Raw genomic sequence first — 17,551 nt, 5'->3', positions numbered from 1 at the left:
CCCGCTCACGGTCTTCTGGTTGGCGACGGTCATCAGCCACGCGCACTCCGCCTCGAAGTCCCGCGTGAACCGGCTTCCCGGCTCCGCCCACGGCACGGACGCGACCACCACGCCGCACTTCGGGCAGTCCACCCTGGGCATCATGGCGACCAGTTCGACCCGCCAGCATCCGAAATCCTGATGGCGCCATCGGCGCACGCCGCCGCCACGGTCATAGCCACGACGCTTCCGCCCGCACCTCGAGCACCTGAGCATGCCCGCACGCGGACGCACCCGCACCTCGAGCACGGGTTCGGGGCGCATGGGACCATCGACGATGCAGACGTTCTCGACGACCATGCCTTTGACGTTGAGGAGCTGTTTGAATATGCTGTTCATCAGGCGCTTTTCGGTTGTGTTTTTCTTGGTCGATGAACATCCTAACCAAAAAGCGCTCTTCTCTTACCGGTTCAACGCCTCACCGGCAAACAACCACCCACGAAAACAGCAATAGCGCCTTATTTCTACCTCTCACCCCTAGACATTGTCAAATCTAAATCTGCCTAGAGTAAGCAGGTAGTCAGCTCAATATTACCCACGCTCTTGCCTATCAACCGACTTATCAACCGCTCAGACGGAATTGTGGACAACTGTGGATATCCTCAATCATCGTTGATATTCCAAGCATAAAAAGCTTCAAAAGCTACAGCAAACGACGTAATTACACTGATGTAATTCTCAGCATATGTTAAGCCTTCGTTACAGCTTTCCATAGAAAACACTTATGACACGCCTTCACTGCCCATCGCTCTTCAACCGCTTCGGCGTTTCGCCCCCCCGATTCGACAATGTCAGCAAATGACGCTATCCTCTTTCGGTAGGCGTGGAGTTTGTGTGGACACAAATTGTGCACCTACTTTCAGTAATACTTTATTCGCATAAAGTGTTGCATCGGGACATCGCGGTGTTGTGAGCCCGCCGGAGGAGCTTCTTCCGGCGGGCTCACAACATCTTGCAGCGTATCCGCCTGCTCTGAGTGCAGCACAATCTATTCTTTGGCACTCCGCCTATTGTTTCTCTTTCCCGGACGTTCGCTTGTATTATGCTGTTACCCGTCTAAGCATTTGCAGAAGAGGGGATTATGCATACACACGCTTACCGGCGGCTGCCCATACCAGCTGTCGCAATAACCGTGCTGCTGTTCGTCATGGGGATTTTTGCCCCCACAGCTCAAGCGACCGTATATCCGGACATCATGCTGGCGGCGTTCTGGAACAGCGATGAGGACCTGTCCGACACGGTATACATGTCGTACAACGGCAAGGACTTCCAGAAGCTCTCCACCGCCTATCAGGCCGTAGGCCACGGCGACGACACCGTCGCCGGCGTCCCGAGCTACGTACATGCACTGCACGATCCCGGCCTGTTCTACCGCAACGGCACATTCTGGATGCTCTCAGGCTTCGTGCAAAAGCAGGCCGGCATCGGCTGGCGGTATACGCCCATGTTCGGCTCATCCAAGGATCTCGTGCATTGGAGCTACCCGAACAGCGGCAGCGCCACGAATCTCGCGCCCACCGTCATGCCCGCAGGCGCGAGCAAGCTCACAGGCGGCCAATACGACACCGCGGGCACTGACGGCTTCGTCGACGACAACGGCGACGTGTATGTGGTCACCACACTCGGATACTTCGGGTCCAAGCACGGGCACCCGCAGAAAGACCAGATGTCACCTTACATCGTGAAGGTCAAGAACCTGGAACCAGGTGCCGACCCTGCCGTGGACCCCGGCAAACAGCCGAACCTCACCTACGGCGACCTTGAACCAATCAACCTGCCCATCAAGGCCAACGACTGGTTGGATCCCTCCATATATAAGGAGAACGGACGCTACTACCTCAGTATCAAGAAAGAGGGCGTCACCAACCAGATCTTCTCCATCCAGAACCTGAAAGACGTTCAGGACCCGAGCGCATGGACCGTGGTCAACAAAGACGTGGTGACCGGCTACGAGGGACCATATCTGGCCAAATACAAGGGCTCATACTACTACTATGTGGACAAGCTCAAGGATTGGCCGCCTCATAACTACGACGGCACGGCTGGCGTATTCGTCATGCAGTCGAACAGGCTCTCCGCCAACTGGAGCACCCCCCAACGCATCACCACGGTGGACGTCAACGGCAACATCATTCCCAACCGTCACGGCAGTGTGTTCACAGTCACCAATCCGAACGCCAAAAATGTGATCTGGAACCTGCGTGAACAACTCGGCTATGGTCAATACAAGCCGGGAGTCAAGGGCTGGGTCACCGAAGACGGCGAAAAGTACTGGTACGACGACGGCATCCGCGCCGTCTCCAAGGAAGTGTACGACCCCACTTCCAATGCCTGGTACTGGATCGATGCCAATGGCACGATGGCTCATGACAAGGACGTGTACATCGCCACAGCAGCGAAGTGGGTCCGCTACGATTCCGCCGGGCACATGGTCAAGGGCGAAGACTTCCGCTATGGCGGCTGGTATTACTTCGACCCTGCGACCGGAGCCATGCGCAAGGGCATCATGACGATTCCGTCCAAGACTCCGGCAGACGATCCGGCCGACGATGGAACCGGCAACTACAAACCGTCCAAGCCGGCGACTGGCAAGACCTACACCAAGACCGTCTACTACGACCGCAATACCGGCCAAATGGTCCATGGCGAGGCGTTCATCACGGATCCCGGTTATTACGGATGGCACTTGTTCGACTACGGCACTGGCGCTATGCGCACCGGATTGCAGTACATCGCCAACGCGGACAAGTGGGTGTACTACGATCCGCAGAACGGCGGGGCCATGCACTACGGCGAGCAGTACATCAACGACGGCGTGCACAAGACAGGCTGGTACCTGTTCGCCATGCGGACAGGCGCCATGTTCCACGGCGACATCTACCTTTCGGTCGGAAACAAGTGGGTACGCTACGACCGCAAGACCGGCGTCATGGTCAAGGGCCTGCAGCGTCAGGACGATGCATGGTACTACTTCGACCCGCAAACCGGCGCCATGGCGCATGGCAAGACATGGGTGCCGGAATGGAAGGATTGGCACGAGTTCGACAAGATTACCGGACGCGGCTGATTCAAACCAGTAGAATCGGCCAGCGCCGTTCATTAGTAATGCCTGCCTCTCCACAGCGGAAGGCAGGCATTACTGTAATGTAGGCAAGGTAGGTGGGGCCTAACTGCACGACCCTGAATCAGCTTGGAGAGGGATTCATGACGCATCAGCATTCTGATGATGAAGTTCATACCAAAGCATCGCACTGGTCCGCTCATCTTTCAGCATGGCTTGAGATTCTGGCGATTGCCGGACAATGCGCGATCGTATTCCTGCTGCTGCTCCTCTCGCTGCTGTTCACACCGACGTTCATCTCTCGAACATCGCATCCGGGGCCGGATTCCATCACCGAGGCGATGAATTTCAACATGGGAGCGCCTTCGGCCGCTTTTCTCGCCGGCCTGATCATATTCATGGCATTGATGCTGGTCATTACGTCGCTGCTCGCACGTATGCCCGAACGTGGAACACTGTTGTTTTTGCTCGCATTCGTCACCATCGTGCAGTTCGGGTGGATTTTCGCGTTGTCTCTGACCGACTATCGGTATCCGGATTCAAGCAGTCTCATGGATGCCGCGGCATCGGTGCTTCAGCATCATCCGGAAAAGTTTGACCCAACCTATTGCCTACCGGGCAACATGCCAGCAGGCTGCACAGCCTTGCCGGCACCATATGCCTACTTCTCGTGGTATCCCTTCCAAAGTGGGCCTCTGCTGTGGTTCATTGGGGTATTCGCCATCTTCGGCATCGGCAACGTCATCGCCTTTCAGCTCATCAACGCATTGATGATCATCGCTATTACCGCTGTGCTTTGGCGGTTCGGCACGTCCATCGGATTGGACAAAACCGGTCATGCCGCGTTCACGGCGCTCTGCTGCACCTGCATGCCACTGCTGATGTACTGCGCTTTCGTGTATACGAACATCATCGGTCTCGGCTTCATGCTCATCGGAGCACTGCTGTTGCGCAAATCGTTGTCCGCCCGCACAACCGCCGGCAGTGCGGCATTACTGATAACCGCCTTCGTGGTGTTTGGCGTGGGTATGCTGTTCAAGACGACGTACATCATTGTGCTGCTGGCGGCCATCATCGCCATTATTCTTGCCGCATTGCGCAGTGGTTCACGCTACTGGCAGATCATCGCGGCTTTCCCATTGGCCTGGCTGGCCAAAACCATTTCAGGATTGCCCGTGCGCTTCCTTGAATCCTGGTCAGGGCAATCATTCGATAAGACAATGCCCATGCTTTCATGGATCGCCATCGGACTAGGCCACCCCAAAGGTGCCGTTCCCGGGTGGTGGGGGCCGGATGCCGTCAACACATGGACTACTTCAAACGGCAACTACCAGATTCAGCTTGATGCGGCGCGAAAGACCATCCAGGACAGTCTATCCGAATTCGCAGCGTCCCCTGTCAGTGGAGTGGAGTTCTTCACGGCCAAGCTCACCTCGGAATGGAGCGAACCCACGTTCATGACCTCTCTGTATTCCCAGATGGGGCATTCCAGCCATAGCTTCTCGGGAATCGCCGGCGTAGTGCTCACCCCGCACAACGATCTGGTACTGGCCTATCAGAACATCGGCATGAGCGCTATGTATCTGTTAGGCTTCGTAGGCTTGTTGGCGTTGATTCACGGCTTATTCGTCGACCGCCGCAACCTCGTTGATGCAGCCGACGTCTATTCCCGGTCGCTGTTGTCCATCGCATTCATCGGCGGATTCCTGTGCTACGTGGTATGGGAGGCCAAAGGCATATACACCCTGCCCTTCTATCTCATGCTGATTCCCATGGCCGCGTACGGAGCACAGATGTCGCTTACCGGCATCACTCGGTTGCTCACGCGATTCGAGAAGCGTTCTTCAATGCGTTCTGCTTGGCCTTCATCGGGTAGAACCAGAGGTTCACATAGGGCAGCTTAGACAGACACCAGGCAAGGAAGAAGTCCAGTGGCAGACGAACGGCAAAAAGCACAACCCACAAGGGCATGTGAGGCATTACTGTCTGAATCTTCGTGAGGAACAGCGCCCATGGCAGCACATCATCCTCGATGAGATGGGCGCAAAGCAAGGCGAGTGAGGTCTGACCGACCCATGCCAACGCCCCACCAACCTGCGGCTGCGGTATACGGTCCACCAGCATGGAAACGCCAATCATACAGACCGTTCCGGCAATGCCGCCCACCGCGGCCAGTACTGGTGTTTTACCATACTCATTGAGGGCAAGGCTGAATCCGGAGAACACCGCAATGTCCGCAATCCAGACCACAGCCATCACAGCCCAAACCACCGGATACTTTTTCAGCCAGGACAATATGTCATGCTGCTTCATCAGGTAACCGACATATACGAAAGCCAACGTGCACATACCGGACTGAATATCCCACGGAAGCCAGATCCAACGCGCGGACGCATAGCCGATGACAAACGAAACCACCACCCATACCGGCGTATACGGCAGTTTGGCAAAGATATGCAGCAGAAGATGCGCCCAGAATAGCGCCAGCAGGAACCAGATAGCACCAATGCGGGCGGTTTGCGGCCACAGAGCACGCTGAGATACATCACCGGCCGCATAAATGGCAGCAGACCCCCAGATCTTCAACGCTTCCCGCACACTCACACGCAGACCTTTGGCTGCAATGCCGATGCCGACCAGTACCAGGCACGCGGTCACCGCATAGGTTCCCACCAATTCTCGCAGCTCCTTGCCCCACCGGAATTTCCGCTCCGGATGCATGAAATACCCGGACAGGATGAAGAACAAGGGCATGTGGAACGAAAAACATGCGGCGTAAATCGTGTGGGACAGGGTATGCATTGGTGCAACCGTGCCAGCCATCAGCACACTGTGGGACAGAATCACACACAGGATGGCAATGCCACGAGCGATATCAAAGAAGCGAATTCGAGTCTGCGTCACTTGAGACAGTGTAAGGATGCGAGCCGACGAACACTATTCCGTCGGCTCGCTTACGGCAAGGCATCACAGCCCCAACATCTGACGCAATGCGTCCCACATGGCTTCCTGACCAAGATGGTTCGGATGGACGCCATCCTGCATCAGACCCTCCACCGGGACGCCATAGGCGACGCTCATCTGGTTGAACGCCTCATACATGGAGGCAAACTGCCAGCCATGCCGGGCACAGATGTCACGCAGCGACGCATTGACCTCCGCCATAGTGAACATCTCATGTTCATCCGCAACCGGCGGACCGGCAATGACAACGATATTGCCGTGGTAGCGATCGGCGACGGATTGCAGGTACGCTTCCGCATTGGCTTGGAACTCCGGCAACGTGGAGACCAGACGATCATTGGTGCCAAGCATCACAATGGCGGCATCCTCGTTGCCAAGGGTCTCCTGCCCAAGACTGAGATATGCCTTCATGCTGCCCTTGCCCGGCACACTGGCATTGAACATTGTGACTTGGGACCGTGTCAGGAGGGACCGCAGCTTGTTGAATGCGGAGTCGATCTCATGTGCCGGTTCGTAATATTGCACGTTCTCATAAGAGAACAACGGCGTGTTGGTGGTCCAATAATCCGGCTGTGCGCCTACGCCGGCAGCCAGACTATCGCCAAGAATCCTCACGGAATGGTATGTACCGGCACGTAATTTCTGGCCGAACGACGAAGCCGTGGAAGGCACAACCCGTGACGGCAGTGGGTCAGCAGAACGGGATGCGTCAAACGCCCCTGTACCAGAATCGAAATAATAGGAACGCCCCGTTATGGTCTGATCGCCATACAGCATGCGTCCACTCGGCCAGTCATACGCCACCCATTTATTACCCCGCTGGAGATATTGCCATCCATAATGCACGGCTCCGGTGACGGGATCGAGGTAATACCAGCCGCCATCAATATGCTGTTCGCCATACTGCATGCGGCCGGTCACGGTGTTGTAGTACACCCACTTGCGCGAAGGCAGATAGACGAAACCATACTGCATGGCCCCGGTGACGGGATCGAAGTAGTACCAGCTGCCGTACCGATGGTCCTCGCCCTTGACCATGTGGCCAGAATCATCGTATCGGACCCACTTATGCCCCGAGGGCAGGTAGACGTCCTTGTTATGGGCCATAGTCCCGTCTGCGTCAAACCAATACCATGCGTCGCTCCCCGGATCATAGACTTCCTTGGAGCGGGCCATTACACCATGGTCATACCAGTACGATTGCCCGTTACGCTTCACCCATCCGTTGGCAGCATCACCATTTGATTGAGTGAGCGTCGTGGACTCCTCAGACGGCGTGGATTGCACGGATTGCGGCGCCTGTTCGGGCGTGACGGGCTCCGATGCATGACCCTGCTGACGCACAGATGATTGCGCAGACGACTGTTGCGATTCAACGGGATTCGATGGATTGACTTCAACAGCTGCTGCCGGCATCACCTGCGCCGAAAGAGCGACGACAAGCATGACGCTCATGCACACGGACAACATCTTTTTCATACATTCATCCCCTCAACATGCAGCATAGACAGAGCAAGCCAAAGCATTCATGCCATGCTCATCACGCATAGCCGCCCAGATGCCTATGCACCCATCAGCACAACAATCAGACCGTCTTTTCGACAATGAAGCGCGGGCGACGCTTTACTTCCATATAGATCTTGCCGATGTATTCGCCGACGATGCCGAGCGATACCAGAATCATGCCGCCGAGCAGCCACAACGAACACATCATCGATCCCCAGCCTGCAACGGCGTGACCGGAGAAGACCGATGCCAGCGTATAAATCAGCATGATGATGCCCACAACTACTGAGAGCACACCCAAGCCAGTAATCATCGACAACGGCTTCACCGAGAACGAGGTGATGCCTTCAATGGCGAAGGAAATCATCTTCTTCAGCGGGTACTTCGACTCGCCGGCGACGCGGACGCCGCGCTGGTAGTAGACCTTGTCGGTCCGGAAACCGAGCGACGGCACAATACCACGCAGGAACAGATTCGTCTCGCCGTATTCGGCGAGCGCCCTCAGTGCGTTGGCGCCCATCAATCGGTAATCGGCGTGATCGGGAATCGTCTCCGTGCCCATCCAGCGCATCACGGAGTAGAAGGCATGGGCGGTGTTGCGCTTGAACGCCGTATCCGTCTCACGGCTGTCGCGCACGCCGTAGACGATTTCGGCGCCATTGCGGAACCGTTCGATCATCTCGTCTGCCGCATTCGGATCATCCTGAAGATCGGCGTCCATGGAGATCGCGGCGTCCACGCCAATGTCCAACGCATGCATCAGCCCGCCGAACAGGGCATTCTGATGGCCGCGATTATGGGCCAGCTTGACGCCGTGGAAGAGCTCAGGCGCCTCTTGATGTAGCTGCTCGATCTCATTCCATGTGGCATCCGCCGAACCGTCATCCACGAAAATGATTGAGCTTTCCGCGCTGATAGCGTGCGCAGCCGATAGCGTCTCCACCTTCTTGCGCAGTACCCCGGCCGTCACATGAAGCGCCTCTTCCTCGTTATAGCAAGGAATCACAAACGCGATACGCGGTGTTGAGATGCTCATTCGGGATTCGCTTTCGTTACTGAGGAACTGACTCACGGTCAAGAGGTTAGGACCAGACCCCTACATCGTCTTGACTCACGCAATATGCACCGGGGTGTTGTCCGGCAGCTGCTCAAACAGCCACTGGGCATCCGGCACCGTGAGGAAAATCGACCCGTTGGTGACTGCGGTGCCGAGATTCCGGGCTTCGGATTCAATGTAATTACCGTTGGCATCCGTCGGCACGGTCTGGAAGCGATAATCGCCCTTGAACTGCACCCAGTACTTACCACCCTGCTTGGCGGACTGGTCGTAATAGGACTGGCCACGCGTGCCGGTCTTGAAATCACCCTTCGGTGTCTTGCCGTTCTGGCCGGTCGATGCGGTCATTGCGTAGATCACCTTGTCACCGCTACGGACCAGCACCACCTGATCCTTGAGACGCACCTGAAGGTTGATGTTGGAGTAATTCGACAGCTTCGGGTGGTTGCCGCTGGAAGCAGACTTCCAATTCTGATACTCGCCGGCACCATTGTGGCGGCCGGTAACCGGGTCGAAGTAGATCCACGCGTTCTGATCGGCAACCCAAGCGACGCCGTGGGCCATCTTGCCGGTGTTCTTATCGAAGTAATACCAAGCACCGTTCACCTTCACATAGCCCTTGGCCATGATTCCGGTGACCTGATCGTAGTAGACCCACTTATCACCATTGGCGAAGTACGTGAAACCATGGAACATGGCGCCGGTCACGGAATCGAACAGATACCAGCCGGTGTGCTCCTTGTCGTAGTTGACGTAGGTCTCGCCGTGGTGCATCTGGCCGGTGGCCCAGTCGTAGTACACCCACTTGCCGCCATTGGACCTCACATAGCGCATGCCCTTGGCCATTGCGCCGGTGATCGGGTCGAAGTAGTACCAGCCGCCATAGCGGTAGTCCTCGCCCTTGATCATATGGCCGTCGGCGTCATAGCGAACCCACTTTTCGCCGGACTTCATGTAGACATCTTTATTGCGGGCCATGGTGCCGTCGGCATCCAGCCAATACCAAGCACCACTTTCAGGATCGTAAATCTCCTTGGAACGGACCATGGCACCGTTCTCGTACCAGTACTTCTGCCCGTTCTTCTCAACCCACTTGCCGCTGACGCCGTTGTTCGTGCCCGTGGTTCCCGTGCCGAACGCGTTCAAATCAACCGTGCCCTCGATGCCGTTGACCGTTCCGCCAGCCGTGTACTGCCAGCCACGGTCGGCCGCGGGCCAGTCGGTGTAGCTCATGTAGCCGGAGTACTGGGCGACCCAACGGGTCTTCGCGTGGATGTTGCCGCTGTTCAACGGACCGTTCAGGTACGTTGTGTATGAATACACGGACAGGTTGGTGTATCCGGCGCTACGCAGCTGTGCATACCATGCATTGACGATATCGTCGTACACTGCGGGATCGGTAGGCGGCACATGACCGGTCCACGACCACTGCTCGAGGTCGTAATACACCGGGTAGGCAAGGTCGCTCGGGCTTACCCCGGCCTGGCGGAGAAGATCGACCGTGCCCTGACCTTCGCCGGCTGCGCCGCCGGCATCATAGGCGTATGAGTACAGATACACACCGAAGGGGATGCCGAGACGCTTGCATTCGCTGATGTTTCGCAAGGCCTGCTTATCGAAGCCATTACCCCAGCCGTAGCTCAGACGGATGATGGCGCCTTCCACGCCGGCTGCCTTGGCTGCCTCCCAATCGATGGTGTGCTGCCATTCGGACACGTCGATGACGCCTTTGGCGTTGCTGGCGAACACATTGTTTCCTGCGTCGAAGAAGGCCGGCGCACCATTGTATGTGCCCCAATGCGCGCCGTATTCGTTGCCGCCGAGCGCTATCGTGCGCGCCGACGAAGACTCACCACTGCGGGTCTCCTCGTCGCGTTGCTTGACCTTTTCCTTCACTGCGTTGGCTTGGACAGGTACGAACGATGCGCCGTCCGTCTTGGCCAGTGGGTCCGGTTGGGTGTCCTTGGTGCCCACCAGTTCAGGATCGGTGACGGTCTTGCCCGTTTCAAGATCCTTCAGCTTGCCATTGGACGTAATGGCATGGTTTTCGGAGACCACAGTGGCATTGTCGGGGATGCTGTTCGCGACCTTGCTCGGGAGTTCGGATTCCGGATTGCCGGGCATGGCATTCACATCGTCATCGTCGGCGATCTGCTGGGATTGCAACGTGCTACGCGACGACTGGACGTTGTCAAGATTGGTGTCGACCAATGTATCCGCAAATGCCGGCGTAACGAATACGAACGACAGTGCGACCGCCGAGACGGCGGCGACAAGCTTGAACGGCTTGGACATACTATCCCCCTAGGCAGAGCTGGACGCTCAACTGCTTCTTCTGTCAATCCACTCTAAGCGATGGCCCTTATAATGCATCGGCTCGTACATGCCACTCTGCCCAAAACATGAACATTCGTGCATGTCCACCGTGTGAGGCTTACATGGGAGGCTTACCACTGTCTGGAGATTGCTGTGTGAATATTGCGCTGGCTTTCCACACATTCAGCACGGTTGCCTCGTCCATTCGGACGCCTTACTACACCCGCACCCGCCGCAACAGGCGTTGGATGGGCTTGAGGAGCAGGTTGTCGGCGATAAGGGCGAAGAGGAGGGCAGCCAGCAGCGTGGCGAGGAACATGAGGACGCTCACGCCGGCGTATTGGAGGCCGTTGGTGGGCGTGGGCAGGAAACGGCCGATCGCCACCTTCGAGAGCGGCGAGTGAACCAGATAAATGGTGTAGGAGTAGCCGGCGAGCCAGATGATGGCCTTGCGGGCGCGTTCCGAACGGATGTGCACGTCGTAGCGGAAGAACAGGAACACAGCGGCGACCACCACGGCATAGGCCACGGTGAGCGTGCGGTTGACTTGGGCGGGGTGGCCGGGGAACAGCGTCGGCGTGGCGACCGTCCATGCGAGGGCGAACGGGGCGATCGCGTACAGCGCGTGACGGGCTCGCTTGCTCGGCGGATAGTATTCGAGCACGTATCCCAGCAGATAGTAGAACAGCAGTCCGCGCCACGGGAACGAACTCAGGAACGTGAGCGGGTAGCCGGCGAGCGCGCAGATCTGCTCGGCGGCTGCCACCGCGGAGGCGAGCCCGATGAGTAGCCATGCGCCGGTGCGGCCGATGCGTTGCATCATCGGAGCGAGGAACGGCGTGGCCAGCACGAATCCGGCGAGCATGAACACGAACCAGTACACGGAATCGTCGTACCCGGAGAACAGATCGAACAGCGTGCCGGCCACCGCACCGCCCACCGAACGATGGTCCATCGCCAGATACGCCACGAAACCGAGGCCGCCCGCGTACAGCAGGTATGGGGCGATCAGCGACACGAATCGCTTGTAGTAGTAGCGGGAGTACGGTCTGAGGCCGGAATCAGACTCCCTCGCAGCCTTCTCCACGCGGAATGTAAGGTTGAAACGGCCGGAGACCATAATGAACAGCGGGTTGCACGTCATGAACAGGGCGAACAACGTGAACCGCACGGTTTCAGCCGGGCCGGTGAGCGTCATTTTGACGGGCATGTAGTTGTTGACCACATGCACGCCGATCACCAGACACATCGCCGCCACGCGCAGCAGATCGTAGTTCACGTCGCGCTGATGGGTGGCTTGCGGGTGCTGTTTATGCAGTTCCTGACGGGTCGTCATAAACATCACCTTTCGTTTAGCTCTTGCCTGTTGTGTTGTTGCTGGGGATTGTGGTGGTTGGGGGATTTATGCGAGTTTCCTCGGTTGAGGCTTCCTCTCCTATTTACTCCCCTCAGTCCGTTTTGCGGACAGCTCCCCTCAGGGAGGGGGCCACGAAGGCTACTGCTAGGCAGCGCCGGCTAGGGATTTGATGTCTACCGGGCAGGAGAGTTGGCTCTTGAGCTTGTCTAGGGCGTTGAGGCCGGCGGTCGGATCCTTGACGGTGGTGCCAGCGGTGCCTCCGGTGGTCGAGCCGTTCTGTCCGTTGGCCGATTGACCGCCGAGCTGGCCTGCCTGGCCGTTCGTCGTCGTGCCGCCGTCCGCGGCCTGACCATCCGTTTGCGTACCGGTCTGGCCGTTTGCAGTGCCGTTTGCGCTATCGCCGGCAACGCCATCCGCACCGGCGCCGACTCCGGCACCCGTGCCGTCAGTGCCAGCCACGGCCCCGCCGTTTGCCTGTGCGGCGGCGGAACCCGTGCCACCGGCCGGGCATTCGTCGGTCACCTTGCCGTCCGAGCCGGTTTCGATGCCGTCCTTGTTCACCACCGGCGTGGTCACCACGTCGAGCGGCTGGGTGGCGGTGTTCTTGACGCGCACGGTGAAGGCGATGGTCCGCTCCTCACCCGGCGCAATCCAGTCCTGATCGAACGACAGGTACTGGCGGTCGTACAGCGTGCCGTAATTGGCACCCCACTTGACCGCATCGGCCTGTACCACGGTGATTTCACCGCCCACGGGCGCGGTGAGCACCACACGGTACAGCTGGCCGCCGGGAATCTCGGAGTCCGTGCCGCCGGTGATGAATTCGGGGAAGGTCTTGGCCTCCTCCTTGGTCATCGTGTTCTTCATCGTGAACGTCACGGTGTATTCCTCGCCCAGCTGATCGGCCGGAATCGTGCTCACCTGAGTACCGATCACCGGCTGGACGATGCGGTTGTCGAGCGAGCCGGTCGCGGCGGCGTTATCGGCCGCGAACGTGTCCCCGCACGTCTTGGTCACGGTCGTGGTGGTCTTGAGATACCAGTCCTGCTTGCCCTGCTGCAGCTCGGACAGGTAGATGCCGGCCTGTGGCTTGGTCTCGTCGGTGGACAGCTCGCCGCCGGCCTTGTCATCGATGAGGCCGGTGGAGATCAGCGAGTACTGCTCGGCCTGATTCGCCATCCACAGCTTGAGGTGCCCGCCGGCGGACGTCTCGCGCACCGACTTCAGCAGCGCAGAGAGCGTGGAACCGTTGGCGTTGCCCAGCACATGGGTCATGATCTCGTGCGCAGCCTCGGACACGTACGTGTTCTGGTCTTCGAACTTCGGGTGCTCGATGTACAGGTCGTGCAGCATGAACGGCACAGTGGTGTCGCCGTTGAGCACCTTGCCGTCCGAGAGCGTCACCTCGCCGGTGGCGTCGAGCAGCGACTCGAGGAACACCGGGTCGAGGCCGATCACGCCCGCCACGTTCTTGTTCTCGTGGCCCTTTTGGTGCAGCCACAGGTACTTGTTGTACTGGGCCACGCGCTGGAATTCGGGGTTGATGGTGGTCGTGGCCGGGTACTCGTCGAAGGTGTGGCCGAAGACGTCGCGCTCCTGATACACGGTGTCGTCCAGCGGCTCGTCCGGGATGTCCCAGTTGATGGTCGAGGCGAAATCGCCGATTGTCACCTTGCCGTTGTGGGCGGTCACGGCGGCGATCGTGCCGACCATGCCGCCGGCGGACCGCAGCTCGGCAGGGTTCTGGACGAGCACCAGATACGTGCGCTCCTCGTTCTGGCCCAGCAGCTGCGGCAGCAGGTTGACCAGGTCGTCGTATTCGGTCAGCATCGAATCGACCGTCTTGAGCGCGGTCTTCTCGGTGCTCAGAATCGAAGCCACGCGACCGATGGTCGGCGTATCGATGGCGTCGAGCCGGGCGATCTGCGCCTTCAGGTCCTTGTGCGTGTCGGCCACGATGTTCGGCATGTCCATGAGTGCGCTGACGTCCACCGTGCCGTTCTTCATCGAAAAGCCCTGCAGACGGCCCGCCAGATTGAGCAAATCGGTGAACGGGCCGTTGACGAGCACATCCACCGAGGCGAGCATCTCGCGCGCGGCGGTGATGTCGTTGCCATAGCGCGTGTGGTCGCGCACGAAGTCCCACTGCGGGCCGTTCAGCTCCTCGTTGAGGTTGTTCGTGGCATCAACGAGGTCGAGGGCCATCTCGGACAGGCTCTGGTCGCTGCCGCAGCCGAGCGCGGTGTTGGCGAGCCCCTGCGCCGAAGTCAGCACCTTCTGCGCGTTCGACACCATGCGCGCGGCGGACGCGGCGTACAGCGTCACCACGCAGGAGACCGCGGCGAACAGCGTCATCAGGAACACCACGAGCACGCGGGCCCAGATCGGCGTGCGGGCAAGCAGCGAGCGCCCCTTGCGACCCACATGCTGGGGCGTGCCGAACTTCAGATGGCCGCCGGAGCCGGAGGATACGACGTCCTTATTGACGACGTCCTTATTGATGTGATTCTTGTTGACGCCATCCTTGCCGATGCGAGTATCGTCATGGGCTTTGGAGCCGTGGACCTCGTGGGCATCGTGAACATCGTAGGCATCATGGGCGCCGTGGGCACCAGACGCGGCAGCCGTAGCGCCCGTAGCACCTGAGCCATCCCCGCGAACCGCGTCACCCGCGTCGCCCGCATAGCTCGTATCGCTCGCGCCATGAGCGGTATGCCGTCCGACGCCGGCGACGGACCCATCACCAGTCCCATCGCCAAAGCCACCCATACCGCCCGCGCCAGCCCCACGGCCTCCGGTAACGTCGCCCATGCCGTTACCCGCGCCATCCACGCTGTTCGCGCCGTTCGCATCACCTGCGCCGCTCACGCTGTCGCCAGGCATCCCGGACAGGCCCTCCAGCCGGTTGTCATCATCCGCGCGGAAACTCCTGGCGCGACGTCCGTGACGTCCTGAACTGGATCGCATACCCACCTGCCCATCTCACAATCGCACATTCGCACAATCTCGCTCGCTGCAACGCCCCGCGCACGGTCCGCCCCACGCGCATTTGCACGCACGCTCGCATGCAAACGCACACGCATATGCCACACACGCCATACGTCTTTCATATGGCTTCCATGCGGCACACCGCGCAGGCAGCAACCAGGCAGCAACATGACGCACATGGCAGCGCGGCACCCGCATGGCGGCGCGACGGCGGCCGGACCCAACAGAGCGCAATCTCTTGACAGTGTACCTACTGCCCCGCAACAGCGGGCAAATCGGGCTGCAAACATGGGCAAATCCGCGCACGACCACCACATCGCGTTCAGCATGTTCTCAGGGTTCGTTGAGAGGTATAACAGTAATGCGCAAGAAAACGGTCACGATGCGCAGCAATAGTGGGAGCCGTATGATTTGTTCGGCTTAGGAGAACGGGAGAAGTAGCACATGTTCGTCCTCAGCAACGCCTGGCGGGCTTTGATGCGTTCGAAGGGGCGCACGGCCCTTACCGCGTTCGTCACGTTGGCGGTCACGTTTGGCACGGTTGCCGGGCTGGCCATCATTCAGGAAAACACCACCGCACACACCACCACATACGACGCGCAGAAGGCCGATCTGGCCATCCGCCCCACGGCGGCCGCGTGGAAGAAGGTCTCGGCCACCGACTCCGCCTCCACCAAGCAGTACATGACGTGGACGAGCTACACCGAGTACGCCACGGCCATCCAGCAGGCCACCAGCACGCTTGACTTCACGGTCACGGAGACCGTGCCGGCGCGCGTCTCCGGCGACCTCAAGGCGCTGGACGGCGGCTCGCTGGGCTCCGCCTCGGACGATGAGACCGGCGGTCAGCTCATCTGGCGCGCGTTCTGGACCAAGGACGCCGCCAAGGCCAACGATCTGGGCACCTACACCATCACCGACGGCAAGGCCCTGAGCTACGACAACCAGTCCGACAACCCGGACACGACGGGCGCGCTGGTCTCCGCCGCCTTCGCCAAGGCCAATAACCTCAAGGTGGGCGACAAGTTCAAGGTGGCCGTAGCGGCGGACAAGTCCAAGACCACGGAACTTACGGTGCGCGGCATCTACGAGTACACGGCCGACGCGGCCGCGGACAACCCGGTGGTGACCGCCCGCAATCGTGAGAACGCCATCTACACGAATTATCAGACCTTCTCCAAGGCCGGACTCGACCCGCAGTCCTCCGACGACTCGGTGAGCGGCTGGGCGCTGCCCGATCTCAACGTGGTGTTCAACATCAGCGACGCCGCCACGTACAAGTCGGTGGTCGACACGCTCAAGAAGTCCAAGCTGCCGGCGGACGGCTTCGCAATCTCCTCCCCCGCGCTCGAACGATACACGAAGTCGCTGGCACCGATCGAGACTCTGGCCTCCCGCGCGCAGACCGGCGTGATTCTGCTGCTGTCGGCCGGTGGCGTGGTGCTGCTCGCGCTCGTGCTGCTCGGCGTGTGGACCCGCAAGCGCGACGACGAGATCGGCATGGCGCTGGTCTCGGGCGTCACGCGCGGACGCCTCGGCTGGCAGTTCATGCTTGAGGTATTCATTACCACGCTGCCGTTCTACGCCATCGGTCTGGTGGGTGGCGCGTTCGCGGCCAAGCCGATCGGCACCGCGCTGGCAGCCGGCCACGCCACGCCCGTAACCTCCGATCTGGTCTGGAAGATGGTCTGGTACGGTCTCGGCGCGATTCTGGTGCTGGCGATTCTGGCCGCGCTGCGTCTGCCCTTCTACGGCGCGGACAAGCTGTTCACCTCCGACGGCGATTGGGGCACGGTGCGCGAGACCGAAAGCATCGAGGCGGAGTCCGCGGCGGATGCGGTCAACGGCGAATCCGTGGGGAAGAATACGGACGTCGTGGGCGATGCTGGTAGTGACCGCACGGACGCCGATACCAACTCGGGCAAGAAGACCACAACGAACGGCACGGCCGCGAAGGCCGACGATGATGCGGAGGCACAGGCATGAGCGACGACAAGAACACCGAGAAGGCCCAGCAGACCGACGCTGCCGCGGATGTGACCGAGAACCAGACGGCGGCCACGGTAAGCGACGCGACGTCCGACGCCGCTACCGAGCGGACGGACGCGCAGGTACCCGATCAGGCCGCTGGGCAGACGGCCGAGCAGGATGAGGCCACGGATGCCGCCGCGGTTGTGGATGATGCGAGCGATGCCGACGATACTGACGATGCTGACGATACTGCGGCGACTAAGGATGCCGACAAGAGCACGCTGCCGGACTC

General features: G+C 59.5%; 10 protein-coding genes and 1 pseudogene. 3 read left to right on the top strand and 8 right to left on the bottom strand.

Features of this window, described 5'->3' with window-relative positions; translation table 11 throughout:
* Positions 1–378 (bottom strand): helix-turn-helix domain-containing protein (locus tag BMYO_RS00160; RefSeq protein ID WP_143249072.1); only part of this gene is annotated, 378 nt, incomplete at its 3' end.
* A gap of 742 nt (positions 379–1,120) precedes the next feature.
* On the opposite strand from BMYO_RS00160, the gene BMYO_RS00155 reads away from it, so the two are divergent.
* The gene (locus tag BMYO_RS00155; protein ID WP_233427946.1) at positions 1,121–3,106 is read left to right on the top strand and encodes an N-acetylmuramoyl-L-alanine amidase family protein; all 1,986 of its coding nucleotides are present in this window, start codon (positions 1,121–1,123) and stop codon (positions 3,104–3,106) included.
* Positions 3,107–3,243: 137 nt separating this feature from the next.
* On the top strand, positions 3,244–5,004 hold the full coding sequence (locus BMYO_RS00150) for a hypothetical protein (protein WP_094666598.1): 1,761 nt from the start codon (positions 3,244–3,246) through the stop codon (positions 5,002–5,004).
* On the opposite strand, the gene BMYO_RS00145 is transcribed toward BMYO_RS00150, so the two are convergent.
* From BMYO_RS00145 to BMYO_RS00120, 7 genes and pseudogenes are all read right to left on the bottom strand, one after another.
* Entirely contained in the window at positions 4,922–6,004 is a 1,083-nt protein-coding gene (locus BMYO_RS00145) for an acyltransferase family protein (protein ID WP_094666597.1), read from the bottom strand. The two genes, BMYO_RS00150 and BMYO_RS00145, sit on opposite strands and share 83 nt — an antisense overlap.
* A 63-nt stretch (positions 6,005–6,067) precedes the next feature.
* Positions 6,068–7,543, bottom strand: coding sequence for an SGNH/GDSL hydrolase family protein (locus BMYO_RS00140; protein WP_143249071.1), 1,476 nt, complete (start codon positions 7,541–7,543; stop codon positions 6,068–6,070).
* A gap of 106 nt (positions 7,544–7,649) precedes the next feature.
* Complete coding sequence (locus BMYO_RS00135; RefSeq protein WP_094666595.1) at positions 7,650–8,606, bottom strand: glycosyltransferase family 2 protein; 957 nt, start codon at positions 8,604–8,606, stop codon at positions 7,650–7,652.
* A 75-nt stretch (positions 8,607–8,681) separates the two neighbouring features.
* Positions 8,682–9,149, bottom strand: a complete 468-nt coding sequence (locus BMYO_RS12490) for a L,D-transpeptidase (protein WP_420807270.1) — start codon at positions 9,147–9,149, stop codon at positions 8,682–8,684.
* Positions 9,123–10,922: pseudogene (locus tag BMYO_RS00130) on the bottom strand (GH25 family lysozyme); the annotation flags it as partial. The pseudogene BMYO_RS00130 and the gene BMYO_RS12490, both read right to left, overlap by 27 nt.
* Positions 10,923–11,160: 238 nt before the next feature.
* Positions 11,161–12,279 carry an acyltransferase gene (locus BMYO_RS00125; RefSeq protein ID WP_094666594.1) on the bottom strand — a complete coding sequence of 373 codons (1,119 nt, stop codon included), beginning with the start codon at positions 12,277–12,279 and terminating at the stop codon, positions 11,161–11,163.
* A gap of 165 nt (positions 12,280–12,444) precedes the next feature.
* Positions 12,445–14,724, bottom strand: coding sequence for a DUF4012 domain-containing protein (locus tag BMYO_RS00120; protein WP_233427947.1), 2,280 nt, complete (start codon positions 14,722–14,724; stop codon positions 12,445–12,447).
* Positions 14,725–15,732: 1,008 nt separating this feature from the next.
* Between BMYO_RS00120 and BMYO_RS00115 the strand changes: the two genes are divergently transcribed.
* Positions 15,733–17,274 (top strand): ABC transporter permease, encoded by a 1,542-nt coding sequence (locus BMYO_RS00115; protein WP_094666593.1) that lies wholly within the window; start codon positions 15,733–15,735, stop codon positions 17,272–17,274.
* Positions 17,275–17,551 lie beyond the last annotated feature (277 nt).

Origin of the sequence: Bifidobacterium myosotis (assembly GCF_002259745.1) — a bacterium.
In the GTDB taxonomy this organism is placed as follows: domain Bacteria; phylum Actinomycetota; class Actinomycetes; order Actinomycetales; family Bifidobacteriaceae; genus Bifidobacterium; species Bifidobacterium myosotis.
The sequence above is the reverse complement of the archived record's forward strand: the minus strand, read 5'-3'. Positions and strand labels throughout refer to the sequence as shown.